Below are 21,907 nucleotides of genomic sequence, written 5' to 3' on the forward strand. Positions count from 1 at the left end.
AAAAAAGTACCTGATGCTTTTCGGATAGCTTCACGCAATACTGACTCGTGGAGTTTGAATTTTATGTCAATATGAAACCTTAATTAAATTCTATGTATTTAAATCGTCATTTCCTTCTGGTAGGAGGAGCAATTGCCCTAAGTACGTTATCCTGTTCGCAGCAGGCAGAACAGCCGAAGCCCAATGTCCTTTTTATTTTGGCTGATGATTTAGGATACCACGACCTGAGCTGTATGGGCAGCTCTTATTACGAAACACCGAATATTGACAAGATTGCCCAGGAAGGGCTTGTGTTTACCAATGGTTACGCTGCGTGCCAGGTGTGCAGCCCCTCACGGGCGAGTATAATGACAGGTAAATTTCCGGCCCGCCATGGGATTACCGATTGGATTGGTGCTCCTGTTGGCGAAAACTGGAGAAAGCAAAAACGATACAATAAGTTATTGCCACCCGAGTATGTTCATCAATTAGACTCGACCTATTTAACCCTGCCTGAAGCCATGAAGCAGGCGGGATATAAAACGTTCTTTGCCGGTAAATGGCATTTGGGGGGAGAGGGCTCGTGGCCCGAGGATCATGGATTTGATGTTAATATTGGCGGATGGCATGCCGGAAGCCCTGCGGGAGGTTATTATTCCCCTTACAATAATCCAAACCTCGAAAACCGGAAAGATGGTGAAAACTTATCGATGCGCTTGGCCGATGAGACAGTCTCTTTTCTGAATGCTAACAACCCGGCCGAAACCGGGCAGCCCGTGTTTGCTTTTCTCTCTTTCTATGCGGTGCACGGCCCCATTCAAACAACGGAGGCGAAATGGCAAAAGTATCGCGAGAAAGCAGCGCAGGCAGGAATTGCAGAGTCGGGCTATGAAATGGGGCATTTTCTCCCTATCCGCCAGGTGCAGGACAACCCGGTTTATGCCGGACTGGTTGAATCGATGGATGATGCCGTTGGCAGGGTGCTGAATAGCTTAGAAGAGCTGGGATTGGACGAGAACACCATCGTCATCTTTACTTCGGATAATGGCGGTGTTTCGGCCGGTGATGCGTTTTCGACGTCGAACTTGCCGCTTCGGGGTGGTAAAGGCTATCAGTTTGAAGGTGGTATCCGCGAGCCTTATTTTATCAAAGTTCCAGGGATGACTCAAGGCGGAACCAAGAGCGACGTGCCCGTTAGTGGAACCGATTTTTATCCGACCATCCTGGATTTGGTTGGTGCCAGCCAACAGCCCGAAGAGCATGCTGATGGCGTGAGTCTGTTGTCTGTTCTTCAGGGAGAATCGCTTCCTGAACGACCTTTGGTATGGCATTACCCACATTACGGTAACCAAGGAGGTGAACCTTCATCCATTATCCGTCTGGGCGATTGGAAACTCATTCATTATTATGAAGACGGACACGACGAATTGTATAACCTGAAAACAGACTTGGAAGAGAAACAGGATGTTGCTTCAACTTACCCTGGAAGGGCAAATGAATTGCACGCCCGCTTGTTTGATTACCTGAAGGAAGTTGGCGCAAGGTTTCCAGAGAAAGATCCGGAGTATGATGCCGATCAGGAAAAAGCGTACCTTGAAAAGGTGGAGAACAACAAAATGCCTCAGTTGGAGAAACAACGACTTAATTATTTGTCGGAAGATTTCAATCCGAATAACAATTGGTGGGGGAGTCAAGTAACAAAAGATTAATAGAATTTTTAAAGGACCCTTCGGGGTTCTTTAAACCAAAAAAAAGGAGTGCAAAATTGCGCTCCTTTTTTTCTTCTGTTGACCCGCCAGGGCTCGAACCTGGACTCTTCTGAACCAAAATCAGACGTGTTGCCAATTACACCACGGGTCAATCATTATTGCCTTTTCTTTAAAGACGCTGCAAAAATAGGAAAAGAATATATACCCGCAAGCGTTTTGAGGCAAAAAATTTTAATTTTTTTCAGACTTAAAAAGGACTGCATTGAAAATGAGGAGCTTTTATTTCCGGCTTCGCGCATAAAGTTTTTTGAGGAGCTTTTTTCCGCGCGAAAGGATGCCCGGCGAGGCATGAAACGCCATCTCGTGTTCTATTAATTGGATGAGCTCTGCTTGAAATTCGGGCTCTGCCATTGAAATTTCAAACAAGAGCTGCATGGCATGCACCCGGATGGCGACAGCTCGGGCTGCATTGGTTAGCTCTCCGATGCAGAAGTCTAACAGAAAAGTCAGCTGGTCTGCCGGAATGGGGTTGAGGCTGATGATCTTTAGCAGGTGTCTTAACTTACTTTCGTCAGTAACTGTTGGAAGAGCTTTATGGAGCAGAGGCAGAAAGGGACGAATCAACTCGGGCTTTTTCTCATGAATTTTGTCGGCCACCCAAAGGGCGCGCCAGCTTCCTTTTTGAGGCTCATGCAGTCCTATGTGGATGAGTTGACTGATTTCCTTCGGATGATCCATCAGGTAATTGGTCAAGCTTACAACCATTTCACCACTAGCTAATAAGGTGTGAAAATATTCTCGTGTCATGCCCGTAATCATTCAGTATAAAAATTGACTAAAGATAAGGGATTACGCTAAAAATGGGAATGGACTATAGCGGGTGCGGGAGAATGGTGACAATAGCCGAAAATACCAGTGCCCAACCTAATATGGAAAGAACCATGTAGGCAAACACATGTTTTTTTCTCGAATAATAGCGGTTCAGCAAGAATGCGCCTAAGGGGATACTCAGTAAAATAGGTGTAGCGATAATGATTCCGATGAACCCGTAACGATTCCTGAATTTGACAAATAGTCTTCTGGTTCGTATTGATTTGGACGAACGTGATTTGAACTTTCCAAACAGGCGATTCAAATCGAACTTGAAGTATTTGTCAACAAAGCTTGTGACTACTACCTTCCGGCTTTTAATCATTCTGATGAGAGCCGAACTCAAGTAATAAAAGAAGAAAAAACCACTAATTCCCCCGATGGTTACGGCAATAATGGCCTGGGTGGTATCCAGTCCGATTAGTAAGGCATAGGGAAAGGTGATAAAATACTTGATGGTGGCTAACAGAAATACATGAATTAACTTTACAACTCCGACTACATCCATTGGCTAAACATTGTTTTCATGATTTACAACTGCAAAGTTGTGAATTTGTTTTGGTAAGTTGTTGATAAGTATCGCTATTTTATAATTTCTTAACGTTTAGATACACAAATAATTAACTTACATAAGAAGCATACTGGGAGCTAGGATCGCTTGTTTTTTTGTTACCTTTGGATCAATAAAAAAAATTTGACCCAACGAATTTAAACTGGAAAGATGAGCAAAGAACAAGCATGGTTTCATGAGGCTGATTGGCTGGACGGACTGAGTATTAAGGCGCATGCTTCAATCGATTTGAACCAATTTTATCCCCATTATCATAACCATCCTGAGCGATGGAAAGCTGTTTTTGAATTTCTGAAAAAGGATTTGACAGTCTTGGACGCAGGCAACTATCCGATCATTGGCGATGAGGTGTTTGCCATGGTGTCAAACTATTCAACCAAAAAAAAGGAAGAGGCCAAATGGGAGGCACACCGCAAATACATTGATTTGCAGTATGTGATTGAAGGCGAAGAGAAAATGGGATTATTGCCGCTGTCGTGCGCTGTTTCGCCTGAGGAATATGATGAAGCCAGGGACTTAATCTTTTTTGGCGATCAGAAAGGAGAATACTTTAGGGCCAACCAGGCTTTATTTTTCGTGTTTTTCCCTACCGACGTCCACCGTCCATGTATTTTGATAGATGAGGACGATTCGAAACCGGTGAAAAAGCTGGTTTTCAAAATTGCTGTTGACTAGTCCGGCTTTTTCGGTTTTTATATTCATAATCACAAGGATGAGCTAGTAGTACTTCTGTTCTTTTAGCGTTTCGTAAATGGTGGTATTCATCAGTAGTAACAAAAACAGGTAGCCAAAATCTTCAACAGGGATGGTCAGTACCCGAATGTTGAGGATATGGTCGCTGCTATACTGCACCACAGGAATGGCTGTTAACACCCCATTGATGAGCAGAAATGGAAGAAGCGTGATCAGGTAAGTGAAGTAAAACTTGCTGAGATGTTGCTTGAAACGGTTTCGGAAGATGGTATAACTCAAATAAACGGCGGCAAACAGAAAGTTGAAAAAAGTATACAACTGGTTCTGATGATAAAAACTGAGGAGCCCAAACAGTACGATTAACCCCAGACTGACGGCGGCAAAAACGCGTGGAAATTCATAGGTTTGAAAGTAGGCCTTCAGCACTTCATAAATAAACAGGCAGGCGTAAGGCACAATCAGAAAGAAAAGCCATTCTTCCAGCGGAAGACCTTTGTAGAAGTAGCCAAGAACATAATCGTGGTTAAAACTCCAAATGCCGGCTGTGGTAAACTGAATATCCCAATAAATAAAGAGGATAGCCGCAATCAGGATGGCTGGAAATAAATACTTCCATTTGGTCCAGAAATGAACTTTTTTGTCAAAACTCAGTGCCAGCGGAATGGCAAGGGTGCCCAGCAGCAAGCCGGCATACGTGAAATGTTTCAAATCCATCTATAAAAGGTTAAGCGTATTTTTTAAATAAGCGTTGGCCAAAAGATACATTTTTTTTGGATTGGAAACCCGGTAACGCTGCTTTAAAATTTGCGATGGTTGTGCTCGTTTTATTTTCCGGAATAGCCTTAAATAGTAGATATAAGCGAGGTACACACCAAATCGGACTTCCTTTTTCAGGCTTTTCAATCCCTGAAATGCATCGGCAAAGTCACGTTCAATTTCCTGTTCAATCCGAGCTTTGGTTTCGGTGTCAAAATGATTGAAATCGATATTTTCGAAATAGATACGCCCTTTGTTTTCAAAATCGTCTTGGGCGTCGCGTAAAAAGTTGACCTTCTGAAAAGCGGCTCCCAACTTTCGTGCTGGCTCAACCAGTCGGTCGTATTGGTCGGGCTCGTCAGCATAAAAAACACGAAGGCACATCAGCCCAACGGCTTCGGCCGACCCATAAATGTAAGTTTTCAGTAGCAGTGGGTCGTAGCTTGTTTTGTGTAAGTCGAGCTCCATACTATAAAGGAAAGCATCAATCAATTCCCGATCGATATGATAACGACGAACTGCATGTTGAAAACTGTCGAGAATCGGATTGATGCTAAACCCTCTTTCTATTGCTATAAAAGTTTCTTTTTTGAATTCTTGAAAAATCTCTTCCTGGTTCTGATCAAAAAAGGTATCGACAATTTCGTCAGCATACCGCACAAAACCATAGATGCTATAAATGCCTGGCCGGTACTTGAGGTTCAGCATACGTACACCTAATGAAAAGGAGGTGCTGTAATTCTGAGTGGTAATCCGGCTGCAATCCAAGTTGTTTTTACGATAAAGTTCCATGGTCTTTTAAAATTCGTTGGGTTACTAATCTTGAGCTTATCACGGTCATCGGTAGTCCGGTTCCCGGAACAGTCGATGCACCGGCGTAGTAGAGGTTATTGAATTCTTCGTCTTTGTTTGAAGGGCGGAAACCCCCGACTTGGTTGAGGTCGTGGGCCAAACCTAAGCCACTTCCCTGGTAAAGGTTGAAGGTGCTTTCCCAATCTTTTGGAGAATAAACGGAGCGCATCTCCGTGTGGGCGGCAAAGTCAAATCCGATGCGTTTGCCCATATCTTCAATAATGCTGTCGGCAATTTTTTCGGCATCGCTCCAGTCGGCTTTAAAACGTAGGTCGGGTACAGGGCACAGGATGAAAACACTTTCTTTTCCTTCCGGCGCGTAGTCGGGGTTATGCATCGATTGGATGTTGACGTAGTAATAGGGCTTGTCGAGCTTGATCCCGTTTTTGAAAATCTTACCAGCATATTCTTTAAAATTGCGTCGTAAAAAATAATTGTGGTGATACATGTCAGGCACTTTGGTGTCCAGTCCTAGGTAAATGGTAAGCGGTGCCAGTGTCCATTTTTTCTGATCCAGCTTTTCGGGCGCGTACTTTTTTCGGTTGAGAATGGTGCCGCGGAAGGAGGCTGCATCAGCATTCACCACAAATAAATCCGCTTCCCATTTCTTGCCGGTCTGATCATAAAAGGCAGAGAGTTGCTTGTTGGTATTTTCAAATCGGTCAATTTCCACCCCATAGTGTATTTTCACCTGGCGCTTTTCCAGCTCGGCAACAATGCCTTCCACAATCTTATACATGCCGCCTTTTACATTGTAGTAGCCATCGTGCACCAGCTCGGTGTAGTTCAGCATGGAATAAACAGCCGGCGTATCAAAGGGGGTAGATCCGAGGAAAAAACCCACCAACGAAAAAATAACTTTGACTTCAAACGAATCAAAATTCTTCTCCATCTCACGCCACATCGAGTAAAACATTTTGGGCGCGTGCTTAATCGGAACGCGTGTCAGCTGTAATAAATAGCCCAGCAAGCTGTCAAAATTCTGCTTGATAACAATGTGTTCTGTATCATGAAAAATTTCTCCGGCCGATTTCAGGAAGCGCTCAAGCTTCTTTTCCAGATTGGGTTCCAGATCTTCGAACTCAGCCGCCAGTTTTTTTAGGTTCTTATGAATAAGATAGGAACGGGAATCGCCTTCAAAGTGGACAGAGTAAAGCGGATCCAGTTCTACAAATTCAAAGGGCATAGCCATCTTGCAATAGTCGGCCAGTTCCTTGAATTCATAGCTCATACTGAAAAAGGTCGGAGCCATGTCAAATTTAAAACCATTTTGCGTCAGTAGGTTCAATCGGCCACCCGGACGGTGATATTTCTCAACCATCTCAACCTCGTATCCATCGGTTGAAAGCCTTAGCGCAGTGGATAAGCCTGCCAATCCGGTTCCGACAATCAGTACTTTCTTTTTCATTTTTGTTTGAAGTTTTATCTGTTTAGTTAAACAAATTAGTGCTGAAATGTTTTAACTAGTAGCAAGTTTTTTTTCGATAAGAGTATTATCTTTCTTAAAATTAATGAAATAATGTCTAAAGCGCTAGTCATAGGAGCAGGAATTGGAGGGATTGCGGTCGCTATTCGTTTGGCTCGTCTGGGAATGGATGTGGAGGTATATGAGCAGTCGGACAGTTTGGGGGGCAAAATTCAGGAATCGTTCCGGGCGGGTTTCCGCTTCGATCGTGGTCCTTCGCTGTTTACGCTACCTCATTTGGTCGATGAGCTGCTTGATGAAGACCTGAGATTTACCTACCGCAAGCTGGAGGTGATCACCAAGTATTTTTTTGAAGATGGTGTTGAGTTGAAGGCTTATGCTGATGCCAGTCAATTTGCTGTTGAAGTGGAACAAAAAACCGGGGTGAAGGGGGCCAAACTGTTGAATTATTTGAAACAGTCGGAACGGATTTACCGGCTGACGGCACCGATTTTTATTTTCAACTCCTTCCACTGCCTTCGCAAATTGCTCACCTTGGATAATCTGATTCGGGCGCTTCAGTTTTTTCGGCTGAAGGTTTTTTCCAGTCTGCATCAGTTGAATGTAAAGGCGTTTCAGGATCCACGCCTGGTGCAGCTGTTCGACCGCTATGCCACCTACAATGGTTCTAACCCCTACAAAACACCGGGTACGCTGAGTGTCATCTCGCACCTGGAGCATGAGTTGGGAGCTTATTTCCCGCAAAAGGGGATGGCTCAACTAGTGCATTCGCTGGAGGAACAAGCCCGGAGACTGGGCGTGCAGTTTCATTTGCAAATACCAGTTGAACGGGTGCAGGTGAATGGTGGAGATTTGAAAGGCATCGTTGTTAGCGGCGATTTGATCCCGGCTGATGTGGTCGTCAGTGATGTCGATATTCATCAGTTTTACTCTCACCTGCTGCCCGATAAAAAACGAATCAGGCGGATGGAAAAGTTGGAACGCTCGTCTTCTGCTCTCATCTTTTACTGGGGCATGAAAAAGTCGTTTCCCAAACTTGATCTGCACAATATTTTTTTTAGTGAAAATTATGAGCAAGAATTTGTGTCTTTGTTTGAGAAGAAGGAAATTGCAGAAGATCCGACCGTTTATGTGTTCATCAGTAGTAAAGAAAACTTGGATGATGCACCGGCGGGAATGGAAAATTGGTTTGTGATGGTCAATGCCCCCGAAAACGTGGGACAAGATTGGGAGGAAATGAATCGGAAAACGCGACAACATATTTTGACTAAGCTGAATCGCCTGTTGGGCGAAGAGCTGGAAGAACAGATTGTGTTTGAAGAGCTGCTTGACCCGGTTAAGATTGAAGAGCAGACCGGCTCGTTTCAGGGGGCTATGTATGGGCCCAGTTCAAATAGTCCGTTTGCTGCGTTTTACCGGCATGCCAACTTTCGGCGCGATGTCCCTGGCCTCTACTTTGTTGGTGGTAGCGTGCATCCCGGGGGTGGAATTCCACTGTGCTTGTCTTCGGCAAAAATTGTGGCCGATATGGTTGAAGAAAAAAGGAAGCTGTTATGAGAGAAAATCCCAAGGTTATTCTGATTGTTAAAATTCTGATTGCGATATTCTATCTGGTCGGTATTCTGGGCTTTTCTGATGAAGGCACCTATCCGTTGTTTGTTTCCTTAACGGCGCTCAACTTACTCATGACTGCTGTTGTTTTATTGGTCTTTCAGCAAGAGTGGTCCATGAAAGTAACCTTGATATTAGCTGCTGTTGCTGGCATCGGCTTTGTAACCGAACTGATTGGCGTGAATACCGGCTGGCTGTTTGGCAACTACTCTTATGGGCGGGCGTTAGGGCTAAAGCTGATGAATACGCCTTTGCTCATCGGAATCAATTGGTTGCTATTGGCTTACGGCGTTTTTGTGCTTTTCTCGAAGATCAACCTGCGGTGGTATTTCCCGTTTCTGGGGGCCTTGGTGATGGTGCTTTTTGATTTCATTATGGAGCCGGTAGCAACGGCCCTGAAAATGTGGAGTTGGCAATCGGATTCCATTCCGCTGAAAAACTACGTGGATTGGTACCTGGTATCGCTGATGATTTTTGCCTTGATGCGTGCCGGAAGAGTATCATTGAAGAACCATTTGGCGGTATGGATTTTGGGGACTCAGCTCGTGTTCTTTCTGGCTTTGACTTTCACTCTAAAATTGACCTGATGGGAATTTTTGTTGCAATCATCGTTTTAAGTTGCTGGCTGATACATCTGCTTTACTGTTTGCTTTTTGTGCCGGCCGACCCCGCTTCAGCCTGGACGTATTTTCATGTTCTGGTGCAGGCCTATTTGTACACGGGCTTATTTATTACCGGCCACGATGCCATGCATGGTTTAATTAGTAAGCGAATGAAGGTGAATACGGTCGTTGGCTGGATTTCGTCCTTGCTTTTTGCCGGACTTTCCTATCAGAAATTACGAGCGAATCATTATTTGCATCACCAGTTTCCGGCTACCGAGAAAGATCCGGATTATTATATTCGATCGCAGAATTTCTTCCTTTGGTGGTTTATGTTTCTGAAACGTTATGCCACCATTTGGCAACTTCTTTTTATGGCTGTTGCTTTTAATGTGCTGAAAATCTGGATTGCTGTTCCGGAACTGATTGTGTTTTGGATTGTTCCGGCGGTGCTGGCTACTTTTCAATTGTTTTTTGTTGGAACCTATCTGCCACACCGAAAACCGCACACCGAAAGCATGCAGCCGCATCGGGCGCGCAGCCAGCGCGGGCCGCACTGGTGGGCCATGCTGAGTTGCTACTTTTTTGGCTACCACTGGGAGCATCATGAAATACCCCGCATTCCTTGGTGGCAGCTTTATCGCGAAAAAGACAAACGAAAAATAACGACATGATCAAATCTAAACATCACTCCTTAACGATTTGGTTTTTTGACCTTTATTTCCGCTGGAAAATGTTATCTCATTTCCGGGGACTGGAGGTGCTTGCAAGCAAGCAACCTGATCCAGGAAGGCCTGTTTTGTTGCTTCAAAACCATTTTAGCTGGTGGGATGGCTACTGGTCTTTTTGGCTGAGCAAGCGTTTTTTTCAGAAGCGATTTCATGTGATGATGCTGGAAGAGCAACTTCGCAAGCGCATGTTCATCAATCGGTGTGGCGCTTTTTCAGTGAGAAGGAATTCGCGCGAGTTAATGGAGTCGTTGACTTATGCGGCAGGAGTATTACACGACCACCGGAACTTGGTTTGTCTTTATCCGCAAGGGCAAATTCAACCGCAGCAGATCAAAACCATAGCCTTTGAGAAAGGGGCTTCCTGGATTCTAAAGAACGCTGGAGATCCGGTTCAAGTGTGGTTTTGTGTGACCTTGACAGATTATTTCAGCAGTCCAAAACCCTTGATTCGTTTCTACCTGAAACACTATGAGGGGGAACGGACAACCCAGCGCATGGAGCTGGCCTATAATCATTTTCGGGACGAATGTATAAACGAACAACATGAGTAATCTTCTAATCATTGCCTGGTTTGTATTGGCTTTTCTGATTTTGCGGACCGTGGTCGCGCTGGTCAATGCTGCAAGCAAACCTTACCTGCCCGTTTCCGGAGTGGAGGAACGTGAGAAAGTGTCGTTGTTGGTGCCTGCCAGAAACGAGGAGCACAATCTGCCGAACTTGCTTCATTCGTTCGCTCAATTGAATTATCCTGATTTTGAGGTCTGGGTTTGCAATGATCATTCTACAGACCAAACCAGGCAAGTTCTGCTGGAGTGGCAGCAGAAAGTGGACTGGGTTCATAGCTTTGACGGGGAGACTTTACCGCCCAACTGGAGCGGAAAGAATTTTGCCTGCCATCAGCTGGCTCAAAAAGCAACCGGTCGTTATTGGTTGTTTCTGGATGCCGATGTGACCCTGGCGCCCGATGCGCTGCTAAAGGCTGTGTCTTGTTTCAAGGCCAATAAGCTGAGCTTGTTATCCATCTTTCCACAGCAAGTAATGCAGACCACTTCGGAAAAACGTACGGTGCCGATTATGAACTGGATCTTGCTGAGTTTGTTGCCGCTGGTGCTTGTTGCTAAATCGAAGAACCCCTTGTTTGCCGCAGGCAATGGCCAGTTTATGCTTTTTGAAGCGCAAAACTATCAACGGAATAGCTGGCACGAGCGAGTCAAAAACCGAAATGTAGAAGATATCATGCTGGTTCGCTTGATGAAAGAACAGCAGGAGCGCGTGGCTGTTTTGTTAGGCAATGGCGATGTCTTTTGTCGGATGTATCAGCACTACGCGGGCGCTTTGCAGGGCTTTGTGAAAAATGTGCATGAATTTTTTTTCGGTAGCCGTTTGCTGATGCTCTTTTTTGGACTCGTTTTAATGAGCAGCCCGCTGCTTATATTCTTTGCCATGGGGTGGAACGGGCTCTTGGTGTATGGTTTCTTGCTTGTGGTGAACCGTTTGCTGGTCTCCCGGGCTAGTCATCAGAAGTGCAGAACCAACCTTTTGTTTCATCCTCTGCAAATGTTGTTTTTTGCACATTTAATGATTGAAAATATTCGCCTTCGAATAACAAAAAAAGCAGAATGGAAAGGTCGCAAAATAACTATTTAAGGCTATTGCTAACTGGCTTGCTGTTAAGTCTGAATTTGCTTGTGTCGGGACAAAATCTGGAGGCTTACCAGTGTCGCTTTTTTAACTCCTACCTGGCAGGAGATATGAGCAACTGGATGAGCTGGATCGAAGAGATTGAGCACAGTCATCCGGATGAGCAGGAATGGGGAATTTTGGCCTTACAAGCTCGCTATGGTCTTATTGGCTATTATTTCGGAACAGATCAAAAGGAGAAGATCAAGGCGGTGCTGAGGGAAGGAGAAAGTCAGTTGGAGGATTGGCGTGAACAGGCGCCAGGTGACGCCCGCTTGTTGAGTCTGCAGGCTTCCTTCGATGCTTTTAAGATTGGACTGGCCATGTATAAAGCGCCTTTTCTCGGGCCGAAGGCAGTAGGGGCTATCCAGAAGGCGCTGAAGCTTAATTCCAAAGAGCCCATGGCCTGGCTCGAAGAGGGGAATGCCCTGTATAACCGGCCGGCACTTTTTGGTGGCGACAAAAAGCTAGCCCTGGTATCCTATCAGAGAGCCCTGGAACTTTTTGACCAGAGCGACCAGCAGTGCAACTACCTAAAGGTATTGGTTGAAGTGTTTATTATGAAAGGGTATTATGAAACCGATCAACAAAGCTTGTATCAAAATACCCGCCAGCACCTACAGCAGCAGTATGGAGAGCTGCCGTGGCTGGATGATTTTCTGCCTTCAAAAGTGGTTCATTAACCTATCATTTTTTAGTTGATCGGGTAGTAAATAGCCGTCACCCATTTCGATTCGTCCGGTTCTTTCTGTGGATCTGTCAGGTATTGCTCCATAGGGCTGCCGGCCAGCCGGAATCCATTATTCTTAATCCACTGCTGAATAAAGCTGTGCGTTTGTTCCAACTGATCATACGATCCGAAATGATCAGCCGTAGCGTAAGTCTTTGAAGGCATGGTTCCCGTCAGGATATTTCCTTGAGGCTCTGGCTTGTAGTCCACTGGAATGCCGCATTCCAGATCAATGCGGGTGCCATCAATTTTGTGGTAAATAGCATAGGGCATGTTGCTCATCATCAGGTCATTCTGGTTGATGAAGTTCATGAGTTGGCCGTAGCTGACACCCATCTGAGTGGAAACTGCTTCCAGCTCAATCGTTTCGCGGATACTGACATAGTTAAATTCCGGAAGGGTTACAAGCTCTACAATCGGGCGACCTTCCTGGACAATGGTTTCAGCAACGATCTTTAAATTCTTGATGCTTTTTTTGAAGTCGGCGCCGACCATGGAATCATACAGCAAACCCATCCACCGCGCAAGGGGGTTGTAGCCTAGGTCAGAGTTAAAAGCCCAGGTGACAGTAGTTGTCTGCCCCGATTCTTCAAACAAAAAATAACCGGTCGACAAGCCTTTCTCCATGAAATTCATTGTGGTGGCAATCGAATCATAAGGGACCGACGCAGTAATGGTCAATTTCCCGGAGCCAAGATTGGGATCTTCACTTTCCCAGGTGTACGCTGCATCTTTTCCGATACCGGTGTTTTCAAAGTTCACTTTCATGTTGGGATCCATCTGGTTCCATACAGCCCACTTGTCCCAGGTATGCAAATTATTCACCTGATTGAAAACCACTTTAGCTGGAGCCTGAATGGTGCCTTTTCGTTCAACATGAACCTGGCGTGGCAGAAAAAAGGCAATAACGGTCATGGCGATAAGAATGAACAGCAGGCCAATGAAGAATTTTTTGAGTGTTTTCATAAGTCAGAATCTAAGTTCAGCATTCTTTTGATTTGTGCATTCAAGATACGAAAAAATGCCTGTTTCCCCATTTGTTTTGCTGGGCGACGAGGTTGGCTGAAAAGTCTGCGGTTTAAACTATACTAAGACTTAGTTCTGTTCGACGGGGCATCAACGAATGGATGAAGGAGGAGGAGTGGCTTAATCACAAAGCTCCCCAAGTTGAACTCTGGATAGCCGGGGAGCTGTTTTGTAGCATTTCTGAAATAGATAATTACTACGTAGACTTGTGTAACTTTGATAGATACAAAACGAAGACCTATGCCAGCTCATTTGAAAGAGAACGATCAGACTTTATGGTCCAAGTTTCTGGATGGTAACGAGCAAGTGTTGTCAATCATATATTTGCGGCACGCCAACCTATTGTTTGACTATGGGTGTAAAATGACCACGGATCGGGATTTGGTTAAAGATTGCATTCAGGATATTTTTTGTACTCTCATCAAAAACCGGGAGAACTTGTCGGAAACAGACAATATACGGCTCTATCTTTTTAAAGCATTGAAGCGAAAACTAGTCCGTGAAATTCAAAAGTCATATCGTACCCAGAATTTGGAAGGCTTACCTGAAATTGGCTTTGACTTGGCTTTTTTACATCGTCCTGATCATACGGAGCTTGAATTGACTGATCGGCAAAAACAGGAGTTGACTGAAGCCATCAACTCCTTAACCGAGCGCCAGAAGGAGGCGATTTATCTCAGGTTTACAAGGGGACTGGATTACAAAGAGATTTCGGCGGTGCTTAACCTTAATTATCAATCATCGCGTGCCTTGATCCATCGGGCTATTGCCAAACTGAGAAATATCCTCTCAGGAAAAATTAGCACTTTTCAGCAAACCCTTCTGCTCTTGTTTCAGCAAAATGGCAAAGATGTTGTTTAACATCTTATTTCCAATCGTAGAACCATCAACAAATAACGGGTTGCTGCCTTTTCTCTGCAGAACTTGTATCCATGAATAAATATAAAAACTACAGTCCTGAGAATTTTTTAGATGATGATTATTTCATCCAATGGTTGAATAATCCGAACGAGGAGCACGAAAAATTCTGGGAGGAATTCATTCGGGAATATCCGGAGCAGCAAGAATCGATTGAACAGGCTCGATTTATGGTGGACATGTTTCAACACGAGCAGGAGCGATTGAGTTTGGATGAAACCTATGATATATGGAACGGGGTTATCCGAAATGTCCGGCGTCCTCAAGGCCGGAAGTTATTTTATCTATTGCGGTACGCTGCAGTTTTGCTGGTTGTGTTCGCTTCAGGTGCATTGGCATTTTACCTGTACGAGAATTCCAGGGAGTTGCACTATGATTTAGCTGAAGTCGACCTACCCAGCACCAGTGAAGCCAAAATTATTTTTGCCGATGGGTCCGAGCTATCTCTGGAAAAGAAAGAATCTGAAATTAGCTATGCCGCGGACGGGGATCAGTTGGTTGTCAATGATGACACCATTACCCGTGCCCCATCGAACGGACGGGAATCGATGAATAAAATGATCATTCCCTATGGAAAGAAATCCATGGTTGTGCTGTCGGATGGAACCAAAGTTTGGTTGAATGCCGGAAGTCAACTGGTTTATCCATCTGCTTTTTTGCGGAAAAGGCGTGAAGTGATGCTTATAGGAGAGGCCTATTTCGATGTGGCTAAAAATAAGGATAAACCGTTTATCGTACGTACATCCGACATGAATGTCCAGGTCTTAGGTACTCGTTTTGATATTTCGGCTTATCCCGAGGATGACTTTGTGGCGGCTATTTTGGAAGAAGGCAGTGTTAGTCTGGAAATTAAGGGAAATGGGATGATGGCTCAGGATCAGCAAGTTCTGTTGCAACCCGATCAAAAGATTTCGCTGGACAAAATAAGCAGGGAGACGCAGCTTAGCGTGGTTGATGTAAGTCTATACACCTCCTGGAAAGAAGGTATTCTTAAGTCAGAATCGGAAGACCTCAATCGTCTGATCAAGAAGATTGAGCGCTATTATAACATTCAAATTGCATTAAAAGACCCAATGGTTGGAGGCTATAAAATATCAGGGAAACTGGATCTGCAGAAAAATCCTGAAGAGGTGCTCAATATTATTAAAATAATGGTTCCAATTGACTGGACTAAAAAAAGTAACGGAGATTTTGTCATTATGAGAAACTAAATATATGGCCTTAAAAAACCGGAGAATACTGGCATATTCTCCGGTCAACCTAAAGGTTCTAATTAATAGTCGTTAAACTAAAGGTTTTAAATCTATGAAAAAAAAGTCGTACCAAAGAGTCTTTCACGTATGTGGAGGGTTCAAAAAATTGTTCCTTATTATGAGGTTGTCAGTTTTATTGCTTCTAGTCAGTGTGTTAAGTGCTGTTGGGAACAGCTATTCGCAAAGCACAAAATTCTCGCTTAGGCTAAATAATGCCACCATTAAGCAGGTGTTTACTGAAATTGAACAAAACAGTGAATACATTATCGTTTATTCAGATGATATATTGGATGTCTCGCAGGAAGTATCGGTGATCGTCAAAAAATCTTCGGTCGATAAAATTCTGGACCAGGTTTTTTCTGGAACATCAATCGATTATACCATACAGGACCGGCAAATTGTGATTAGCCAACGGCCTGAAACCCCCATAATGGCGGTATCCCAACAAAACCAAGTGATTGTGAGGGGGAAAGTAGTTGATTCTTCCGGACAGACTTTGCCTGGTGTGACCGTGTTGGTTAAAGGAACCACAATGGGAACCATTACCGATTTTGACGGGCTATTCAACCTGGAAGTTCCTGAAGGGAGTGGCGTATTGGTATTCTCTTTTGTAGGTTTTCAGCCACAAGAAGTGGTGATCGGCAATCAACGCGTTTTTGATATTCAATTGCAGGAAGATGTGTTGCAGATAGAGGAAATTGTGGCTGTAGGCTATGGGGTGCAGCGGAAATCGGACCAGACTGGAGCCACCAATCGATTGACGGAAGACGATATGAATAAGAGTGTGGCTACTAATCCTGTTGAAATGATGCAGGGGCGTGTTTCCGGGGTGAACATTACTCAAAACAGTGGAGAGCCAGGAACTGGAATGACTGTTCGTATTCGCGGATCCAACTCTATTCGTTCCGGGCAAGAGCCCTTGTATGTGGTCGATGGCATTCCTTTGGACAATGCCGATATTACTCCCAATGGAGGCACGGCTGCCGGTATTGATGAAGCGGGAAATAAAAACCCGATCAGCTTTTTGAATCCGGAAGACATTGAGTCGATCGATATTTTAAAAGATGCTTCGTCAACGGCAATTTATGGCGCACGGGGCGCTAATGGCGTGGTGATCATCACAACTAAAAAAGGGAAAAAAGGAGCAGGAACCCTGAATTATAACGGTTACATGGGCGTTTCCCATATCCGAGAAAAGCTTGATATGCTATCTGCTGATGAGTTCCGCTCTTATACTAAGACCGATGGTACCAAGCTAACCGATTTAGAGGCTAGTAACAATTGGCAGGACGAAATATTCACTGCTGGAATTACCCAGAGTCATAACTTTTCCTATGGTGGAGGAACCGATAACTTTACTTACCAAACGTCGCTGGGGTATTTAGATCAGGAAGGGATTGTTGAATCTACTGGCGTTGAAAAATTGAATGGAAAGATTAAGGTTTCGCAAAAAGCATTTGATGGACGCCTGAATTTGGTTGGCAGCTTAATCGCATCCCATGTCGAAGATTATCGGGCACCAATTTCAGAAACTGGCGGTTTTGAAGGCGATTTGATCCTTTCATCTCTGAAGCTCAACCCAACTTTTCCAATCTTTAATCCGGATGGGACTTATTATCAGCATGCCATTGATCAGCGTAACCCCCTAGCCATGATTGAGTTGGTGGATGATGTAACCCAAACAGACCGGATTTTGGCGAATATGTCGGCTGAGTATGAAATCCTTCCCAATCTGAAATATAAATTGAATGTAGGGCTTGACCGCACGGTAGCAGAACGCCGGGTGAATCAAGACCAGGAATTGAGTTATCTGACCAACAAAGGGGAGGCAGATATCAACGCAATTTCGGCCAATAACCGATTGATCGAAAACTATGTAACCTACTCGAAAGATCTCAATGAAGATCATCGTTTTAATTTCCTGGCCGGACATGCTTACCAATTCATGAAGGTGACCACTTCGGAAATGAATGTTAATGGGTTTGATGTGGATGATATTAAGTACACCGACAACTTGGAGTATGGGAATTTCTCGTCAGCTAATGTCAATTCATCGGCTTATGAGCGCGAATTGCAATCCTTCTTTGGAAGGGTTAATTACAACTACAAGGAGAAATATCTCTTTACCGTTACCGGTCGTTACGATGGTTCTTCTAAGTTTGGTGAGAATAAGAAATATGGTTTCTTTCCGTCTGCTGCTTTTGCTTGGAGGCTTTCGGAAGAAGATTTTCTGGACGGAGCTGAAAACTTAAGTAATTTGAAAGTGCGTTTGGGCTGGGGCTTGACAGGAAATCAGGAGATTCCCGATAAAATTTCCTTGCTGGCTGTTGGTACAACGCCATCCGCGAATGGCTATTTTAACGGTGCTTTAAGCCCGGGGATCACCTTCCTAAGGACTCCCAATCCCGATATTCAGTGGGAAACAACCATCCAAACCAACTTGGGAATTGATTTTGGATTTTATGAAAACCGTTTGTCGGGAACCATTGATATCTTTAACAAGACCACAGAGGATGTCTTGCTGGAAATTGCGGCCAAAGCACCTGCAGCGACCCAAACGCAATGGCAGAATGTACCGGACCTGAAAATCGTGAACAATGGCGTGGAACTAGGATTGAATGGTTTGCTGGTCGATCAGCGTGATTTTAGCTGGGAGTTAGGCGTTAATTTGGCCTACATCAAAAATGAAGTCAAAGACCTGCCGGTCAAATTGATTGAAACGGGAAATGCCAGCGGGCAAGGACTTTCGGATACACGGGTTCAGATTATTACCAATGGGCAGCCAGTCGGAACGTTCTACGGAATGGTTTATGAAGGTCTGGATGCCAATGGCCTGAGTACCTATAAAACCGATGCAGAAGGCAATGTGGTTCGTGAATACCTGGGATCAGCACTGCCGGATCTGACCTATAGCTTGACAACTAAGTTGAGTTATAAGAGCTTTGACTTGAGTATGTTCTGGTATGGATCTGAGGGCAATAAAGTGTATAACAATACAGCCAACACCTTATTCTTTAAAGGCCCTTTAAATAATGGGTATAATGTAACCCGAGCCGTTTTGGATTCGAACGAAAGCCCTGAAAACTCCAATGCGTTTTCTTCTCGTTTTGTCGAAGATGCGTCGTTCCTGAGGCTGTCGAATGTGACGCTGGGCTACACCTTCAATACGCAATCAATCGATTGGTTGGGGCGTGCCCGGATTTATGTCACAGGTAATAATTTGCTCTTGCTGACCGATTACAGCGGCTTTGACCCGGAAGTTAGTGTTGACGCTTCTGAAAATGGTGTTCCTTCCATGGGGATTGATTATACAACTTATCCCAAACCACGGACATTCACTTTGGGTGTAAACCTTCAATTTTAATCTAAAAAACGGAAACAAATGAAACACTATAAATTAATATTATTGCTGACGGTGATGGGCTTGATAGGTGTTACGGGCTGCACCGACCTGGAAGAAAATGTACTGGATGAACAATTGGGGGCTGATTTGATTAATAACCCTGAGAACATCAAATCGTTGATTAATCCTCCTTATGGAAGCTTGCGGAGAACCATTGAATGGTATGACTACTGGGGATTGCAGGAAGTTACCAGTGACGAAGTGGTGATTCCCACTCGAGGTTCGGACTGGTATGATAATGGGGCCTGGCAGGAACTTCATCTGCATACGTGGACCCCGGATCATGTACGGATGAAAAATGTTTGGGATGCCTTAAGCCAGGGAGTCTCACGTGCCAATACAGCAATTTACTATATCGGACAGTTTGAGCAAGATGCCACTACCGAATTATACATCAACGAAGCCCGTTTCCTTCGTGCATATTACATGTACCTAATCAATGATTTATATGGGCAGGTTCCTTTTCGGGAGGCTGATGAATTGGATTTTTCGGTAACTCCTCGGGTGATGGATCGCAAAGAAGCAACTGACTTTATTATTGAAGAGGTGAAAGCTGTTTTGCCCAATCTGAAAACGAAAGCTGAAGTTGGCTCTGAGCGCGTAACCCAGGGAGCTGCGCAAGCTTTGTTAGCGAAACTGTATCTTAACTACGAAGTGTATACCGGCGACGCCAAATGGACGGAAGCCATTCAATATTGCGATCAATTGATCAACTCGGGGAACTATGCCGTTGCCGACGACTATTGGACGATGTTTCAGAAGCATGTTGCTGAACATCCTGAGTTTATCCTGCGTGTTCCGATGGATGGTAATGTTACCATGGGCAGCGGGAGTGTTTGGGTGAACTTTACCTTACACTATAATCAGTTGTTCGGGAATTACACCAGTAACTGGAATGGACCGTCAACGACTAAAACCTTCTTCGAAACCTGGGATATGGAGAATGATGCCCGTTTTTATGACGATCGGATTATGGCTGAAACTGGCTTTAATCAAGGCTTTTTGGTTGGACAGCAGTATGGTGTTAACGGGGACGCGCTGACCACTCGTAATGGCGATCCTTTGGTGTTTGTTCCGGAGTTGAATCTCCAAAGTTCTCCTGAAAATGCGGGAGTCCGTGTGATTAAGTTTGCGCCTGATCCCAATATCGAGGATCAGTTCTCCTCCCCCAATGATGTGCCGATTATGCGGATATCAGATATCTATCTGATTCGGGCCGAAGCTAAACTGCGCAGTGGTGATGAAGAGGGCGCTCTGGATGATGTCAACTTCATTCGTTCCAAACGAAGTGCTGAAGGGAAAACATTACCAGCCCTGGATGCACTTACTTTAGATGACTTGTTGAAGGAACGGGGGGCTGAATTGTATTGGGAAGGCATGCGCCGCCAGGATCTTATCCGTTTTGGCAAGTTTACCGAAAGCTGGCAGGAAAAACCCGCTTCGGACGCTTCCCGGTCATTGTTCCCATTGCCCACCTCGGCCATTGATGTGAATGAAAATTTAACCCAAAACCCAGGCTATTAAGTCTGTTAAGCCATGAGGTAGCCGCTGCCTGACAGGTGGCGGTTATTTTTTCTGAATCTGAATCACTACATCTCAGGATCACCAGGATTTTGAGTTTTTGCGAATAAGTGCCGCTGGCCGGAGGGGCAGCGGTTTCGCAATAAGAAAGTCGGATCCACAGGATATGCGACTTTTTTTGTTTCTTTGATTAACGTAAAATTGTGCTTTATGAAACCTGTATTACTTAGCCTGCTTTTAATCTGTTTTTATGCCTGTTCTCAGCCTGATGTCCCTACCGTGAAGATCGAAACAGAATTGGGCAACATCGTGGTTGAGCTTCATCCCGACAAAGCGCCGGTTACGGTGGCTAACTTCCTTCGTTTGGTTGAGGAGCAGGTATATCAGGATGCCTGCTTCTATCGGGTGGTTCGGATGGGCAATCAACCCAATAAGGAGGTGAAAATTGAAGTGATTCAGGGAGGCTTGAAAGACGATGAGCTGGTAGAGAAGCATGCGGCTATTGTGCATGAAACGACACGGGAAACCGGCTTGAAGCATTGGGATGGGACGATTTCCATGGCCCGCATGGAGCCAGGCACTGCGTCAACTGAGTTTTTTATTTGTGTGGGCGACCAGCCGGAGCTGGATTTTGGAGGCAAGCGAAACCCCGATGGGCAAGGCTTTGCTGCTTTCGGTCAAGTGATTCAGGGAATGGATGTTGTTCGGGAGATCCAGCAGGGAAAAGATCGTGGTCAGATGTTGGTGGAGCCTATTCGGATTATTGGATTGAAGCTGGAGAAGTGAATGAAGCAAAAAAACAGCATCGATGATGTAAACAAGTGGGCTCCTTTGCTGTTCTAGATAACTAAATTCAAAAAAAATTAAATCAAGATGAAAGAAACAACTGGAAAAATTGCCTTTGCAGGTAATCCTTTAACCCTAGTGGGTGAGCCCATTCAGGTAGGCGCAAAAGCGCCTGATTTTACCGTATTAAGTGCAAACCTGGAGCCTGTGAAATTGTCAGATTACGACGGGAAAGTACGCATTCTGGCTATTTATCCATCAATCGACACAGGCGTCTGCCAGGCACAAAATCGCCGTTTCAACGCCGAAGCCTCGCAGCTGGGCGATACCGCTGTGCTATCCATTTCCTGTGACCTGCCTTTTGCACAGAGCCGGTTTTGTGCTGCTGAAGGATTGGACAAAGTCGTTACCCTATCCGATCATAAAGAAGTGGACTTTGGATCTAAATATGGCTTTCTGATTAAGGAGCTTCGTTTGTTGGCGCGCGGTACGGTGGTTATCGACAAGGAAGGAACGGTTAAGTATGTTGAGTTCGTTCCTGAAGTAACTACCGAGCCCGACTATGACGGCGCACTGGATGTGGTTAAAGAATTGATTTAATAAAGAAACGGCGGTTTTTAGCTATTGCTGGTTGCTTTAGCTAACGGATCAAAAAGAATGAATAAAGAAGCCAGGCTTTAGCTGCATGTCAGCGGGGCTTGGCTTTTTTATTTGGTTCGTGCGTTCATCCGTTCGTATCCTCGTGTCTTCGTGCTCTCGTGCATCCATTTAGGTCTGGAGTTTTCTTTGT

General features: G+C 44.7%; 20 protein-coding genes and 1 tRNA gene. 14 read left to right on the plus strand and 7 right to left on the minus strand.

Annotation, left to right across the window (positions count from 1 at the left end):
- Nucleotides 1-92: 92 nt before the first annotated feature.
- Nucleotides 93-1,688 (plus strand): sulfatase, encoded by a 1,596-nt coding sequence (locus ACUNWA_RS02055; protein WP_445590216.1) that lies wholly within the window; start codon nucleotides 93-95, stop codon nucleotides 1,686-1,688.
- Nucleotides 1,689-1,766: 78 nt separating this feature from the next.
- Here ACUNWA_RS02055 and ACUNWA_RS02060 read toward each other — a convergent pair.
- The 3 genes from ACUNWA_RS02060 to ACUNWA_RS02070 all read right to left on the minus strand — a co-directional run bounded on the left by ACUNWA_RS02060 (nucleotide 1,767) and on the right by ACUNWA_RS02070 (nucleotide 3,066).
- Nucleotides 1,767-1,839, minus strand: a tRNA-Gln gene (locus ACUNWA_RS02060).
- Between the two features lie 128 nt (nucleotides 1,840-1,967).
- Nucleotides 1,968-2,495, minus strand: a complete 528-nt coding sequence (locus ACUNWA_RS02065) for a hypothetical protein (RefSeq protein WP_445590217.1) — start codon at nucleotides 2,493-2,495, stop codon at nucleotides 1,968-1,970.
- Nucleotides 2,496-2,559: 64 nt separating this feature from the next.
- Nucleotides 2,560-3,066 (minus strand): hypothetical protein, encoded by a 507-nt coding sequence (locus ACUNWA_RS02070; protein WP_445590218.1) that lies wholly within the window; start codon nucleotides 3,064-3,066, stop codon nucleotides 2,560-2,562.
- 213 nt (nucleotides 3,067-3,279) lie between these two features.
- Here ACUNWA_RS02070 and ACUNWA_RS02075 point away from each other — a divergent pair, with 213 nt between their 5' ends.
- The gene (locus ACUNWA_RS02075) at nucleotides 3,280-3,804 is read left to right on the plus strand and encodes a YhcH/YjgK/YiaL family protein (protein ID WP_445590219.1); all 525 of its coding nucleotides are present in this window, start codon (nucleotides 3,280-3,282) and stop codon (nucleotides 3,802-3,804) included.
- A 42-nt stretch (nucleotides 3,805-3,846) separates the two neighbouring features.
- Here ACUNWA_RS02075 and ACUNWA_RS02080 read toward each other — a convergent pair whose 3' ends face one another.
- The 3 genes from ACUNWA_RS02080 to ACUNWA_RS02090 are packed head-to-tail and all read right to left on the minus strand — an operon-like array spanning nucleotide 3,847 to nucleotide 6,838.
- Entirely contained in the window at nucleotides 3,847-4,536 is a 690-nt protein-coding gene (locus ACUNWA_RS02080; RefSeq protein WP_445590220.1) for a lycopene cyclase domain-containing protein, read from the minus strand.
- Nucleotides 4,537-5,370: a phytoene/squalene synthase family protein gene (locus ACUNWA_RS02085; protein ID WP_445590221.1), complete on the minus strand. Its 834-nt coding sequence runs from the start codon at nucleotides 5,368-5,370 to the stop codon at nucleotides 4,537-4,539.
- The gene (locus ACUNWA_RS02090) at nucleotides 5,354-6,838 is read right to left on the minus strand and encodes a phytoene desaturase family protein (RefSeq protein WP_445590222.1); all 1,485 of its coding nucleotides are present in this window, start codon (nucleotides 6,836-6,838) and stop codon (nucleotides 5,354-5,356) included. Before ACUNWA_RS02090 ends, ACUNWA_RS02085 begins: the two co-directional genes overlap by 17 nt.
- A 111-nt stretch (nucleotides 6,839-6,949) precedes the next feature.
- Between ACUNWA_RS02090 and crtD the strand changes: the two genes are divergently transcribed.
- From crtD to ACUNWA_RS02120, 6 genes are read left to right on the plus strand one after another with little or no spacing between them, the layout of a single operon-like run.
- Complete coding sequence (crtD, locus tag ACUNWA_RS02095; RefSeq protein ID WP_445590223.1) at nucleotides 6,950-8,413, plus strand: 1-hydroxycarotenoid 3,4-desaturase CrtD; 1,464 nt, start codon at nucleotides 6,950-6,952, stop codon at nucleotides 8,411-8,413.
- Nucleotides 8,410-9,054, plus strand: a complete 645-nt coding sequence (locus ACUNWA_RS02100; protein ID WP_445590224.1) for a carotenoid biosynthesis protein — start codon at nucleotides 8,410-8,412, stop codon at nucleotides 9,052-9,054. Before crtD ends, ACUNWA_RS02100 begins: the two co-directional genes overlap by 4 nt.
- The gene (locus tag ACUNWA_RS02105) at nucleotides 9,054-9,743 is read left to right on the plus strand and encodes a fatty acid desaturase (RefSeq protein ID WP_445590225.1); all 690 of its coding nucleotides are present in this window, start codon (nucleotides 9,054-9,056) and stop codon (nucleotides 9,741-9,743) included. The genes ACUNWA_RS02100 and ACUNWA_RS02105 overlap by 1 nt, the downstream gene beginning before the upstream one ends.
- Entirely contained in the window at nucleotides 9,740-10,351 is a 612-nt protein-coding gene (locus ACUNWA_RS02110; RefSeq protein ID WP_445590226.1) for a 1-acyl-sn-glycerol-3-phosphate acyltransferase, read from the plus strand. Before ACUNWA_RS02105 ends, ACUNWA_RS02110 begins: the two co-directional genes overlap by 4 nt.
- The gene (locus tag ACUNWA_RS02115; protein WP_445590227.1) at nucleotides 10,344-11,447 is read left to right on the plus strand and encodes a glycosyltransferase; all 1,104 of its coding nucleotides are present in this window, start codon (nucleotides 10,344-10,346) and stop codon (nucleotides 11,445-11,447) included. The genes ACUNWA_RS02110 and ACUNWA_RS02115 overlap by 8 nt, the downstream gene beginning before the upstream one ends.
- On the plus strand, nucleotides 11,420-12,163 hold the full coding sequence (locus tag ACUNWA_RS02120; protein ID WP_445590228.1) for a hypothetical protein: 744 nt from the start codon (nucleotides 11,420-11,422) through the stop codon (nucleotides 12,161-12,163). Before ACUNWA_RS02115 ends, ACUNWA_RS02120 begins: the two co-directional genes overlap by 28 nt.
- A gap of 11 nt (nucleotides 12,164-12,174) precedes the next feature.
- Here ACUNWA_RS02120 and ACUNWA_RS02125 read toward each other — a convergent pair whose 3' ends face one another.
- Nucleotides 12,175-13,176: an SRPBCC family protein gene (locus ACUNWA_RS02125; protein WP_445590229.1), complete on the minus strand. Its 1,002-nt coding sequence runs from the start codon at nucleotides 13,174-13,176 to the stop codon at nucleotides 12,175-12,177.
- A 300-nt stretch (nucleotides 13,177-13,476) separates the two neighbouring features.
- On the opposite strand from ACUNWA_RS02125, the gene ACUNWA_RS02130 reads away from it, so the two are divergent.
- The 6 genes from ACUNWA_RS02130 (at nucleotide 13,477) to tpx (ending at nucleotide 21,717) form a co-directional block, all read left to right on the plus strand.
- Nucleotides 13,477-14,097 carry an RNA polymerase sigma factor gene (locus ACUNWA_RS02130; protein WP_445590230.1) on the plus strand — a complete coding sequence of 207 codons (621 nt, stop codon included), beginning with the start codon at nucleotides 13,477-13,479 and terminating at the stop codon, nucleotides 14,095-14,097.
- Between the two features lie 71 nt (nucleotides 14,098-14,168).
- Nucleotides 14,169-15,365 (plus strand): FecR family protein, encoded by a 1,197-nt coding sequence (locus ACUNWA_RS02135; protein WP_445590231.1) that lies wholly within the window; start codon nucleotides 14,169-14,171, stop codon nucleotides 15,363-15,365.
- 160 nt (nucleotides 15,366-15,525) lie between these two features.
- Nucleotides 15,526-18,771 carry a TonB-dependent receptor gene (locus ACUNWA_RS02140; RefSeq protein ID WP_445590232.1) on the plus strand — a complete coding sequence of 1,082 codons (3,246 nt, stop codon included), beginning with the start codon at nucleotides 15,526-15,528 and terminating at the stop codon, nucleotides 18,769-18,771.
- A gap of 18 nt (nucleotides 18,772-18,789) precedes the next feature.
- The gene (locus tag ACUNWA_RS02145) at nucleotides 18,790-20,334 is read left to right on the plus strand and encodes a RagB/SusD family nutrient uptake outer membrane protein (protein WP_445590233.1); all 1,545 of its coding nucleotides are present in this window, start codon (nucleotides 18,790-18,792) and stop codon (nucleotides 20,332-20,334) included.
- Between the two features lie 207 nt (nucleotides 20,335-20,541).
- A complete protein-coding gene (locus ACUNWA_RS02150) occupies nucleotides 20,542-21,117 on the plus strand; it encodes a peptidylprolyl isomerase (protein ID WP_445590234.1) in 576 nt (191 codons plus the stop codon).
- A gap of 87 nt (nucleotides 21,118-21,204) precedes the next feature.
- Nucleotides 21,205-21,717, plus strand: coding sequence for a thiol peroxidase (gene tpx, locus ACUNWA_RS02155; RefSeq protein ID WP_445590235.1), 513 nt, complete (start codon nucleotides 21,205-21,207; stop codon nucleotides 21,715-21,717).
- Nucleotides 21,718-21,907 lie beyond the last annotated feature (190 nt).

It is taken from the genome of Sunxiuqinia sp. sy24, assembly GCF_052677165.1.

Bases quoted from the DNA above. Each gene is read 5' to 3' on its own strand.
- ACUNWA_RS02055 (WP_445590216.1), top strand. From the start codon at position 93: ATGTATTTAAATCGTCATTTCCTTCTGGTAGGAGGAGCAATTGCCCTA.
- ACUNWA_RS02065 (WP_445590217.1), bottom strand. From the start codon at position 2,495: ATGACACGAGAATATTTTCACACCTTATTAGCTAGTGGTGAAATGGTT.
- ACUNWA_RS02070 (WP_445590218.1), bottom strand. From the start codon at position 3,066: ATGGATGTAGTCGGAGTTGTAAAGTTAATTCATGTATTTCTGTTAGCC.
- ACUNWA_RS02075 (WP_445590219.1), top strand. From the start codon at position 3,280: ATGAGCAAAGAACAAGCATGGTTTCATGAGGCTGATTGGCTGGACGGA.
- ACUNWA_RS02080 (WP_445590220.1), bottom strand. From the start codon at position 4,536: ATGGATTTGAAACATTTCACGTATGCCGGCTTGCTGCTGGGCACCCTT.
- ACUNWA_RS02085 (WP_445590221.1), bottom strand. From the start codon at position 5,370: ATGGAACTTTATCGTAAAAACAACTTGGATTGCAGCCGGATTACCACT.
- ACUNWA_RS02090 (WP_445590222.1), bottom strand. From the start codon at position 6,838: ATGAAAAAGAAAGTACTGATTGTCGGAACCGGATTGGCAGGCTTATCC.
- crtD (WP_445590223.1), top strand. From the start codon at position 6,950: ATGTCTAAAGCGCTAGTCATAGGAGCAGGAATTGGAGGGATTGCGGTC.
- ACUNWA_RS02100 (WP_445590224.1), top strand. From the start codon at position 8,410: ATGAGAGAAAATCCCAAGGTTATTCTGATTGTTAAAATTCTGATTGCG.
- ACUNWA_RS02105 (WP_445590225.1), top strand. From the start codon at position 9,054: ATGGGAATTTTTGTTGCAATCATCGTTTTAAGTTGCTGGCTGATACAT.
- ACUNWA_RS02110 (WP_445590226.1), top strand. From the start codon at position 9,740: ATGATCAAATCTAAACATCACTCCTTAACGATTTGGTTTTTTGACCTT.
- ACUNWA_RS02115 (WP_445590227.1), top strand. From the start codon at position 10,344: ATGAGTAATCTTCTAATCATTGCCTGGTTTGTATTGGCTTTTCTGATT.
- ACUNWA_RS02120 (WP_445590228.1), top strand. From the start codon at position 11,420: ATGGAAAGGTCGCAAAATAACTATTTAAGGCTATTGCTAACTGGCTTG.
- ACUNWA_RS02125 (WP_445590229.1), bottom strand. From the start codon at position 13,176: ATGAAAACACTCAAAAAATTCTTCATTGGCCTGCTGTTCATTCTTATC.
- ACUNWA_RS02130 (WP_445590230.1), top strand. From the start codon at position 13,477: ATGCCAGCTCATTTGAAAGAGAACGATCAGACTTTATGGTCCAAGTTT.
- ACUNWA_RS02135 (WP_445590231.1), top strand. From the start codon at position 14,169: ATGAATAAATATAAAAACTACAGTCCTGAGAATTTTTTAGATGATGAT.
- ACUNWA_RS02140 (WP_445590232.1), top strand. From the start codon at position 15,526: ATGAGGTTGTCAGTTTTATTGCTTCTAGTCAGTGTGTTAAGTGCTGTT.
- ACUNWA_RS02145 (WP_445590233.1), top strand. From the start codon at position 18,790: ATGAAACACTATAAATTAATATTATTGCTGACGGTGATGGGCTTGATA.
- ACUNWA_RS02150 (WP_445590234.1), top strand. From the start codon at position 20,542: ATGAAACCTGTATTACTTAGCCTGCTTTTAATCTGTTTTTATGCCTGT.
- tpx (WP_445590235.1), top strand. From the start codon at position 21,205: ATGAAAGAAACAACTGGAAAAATTGCCTTTGCAGGTAATCCTTTAACC.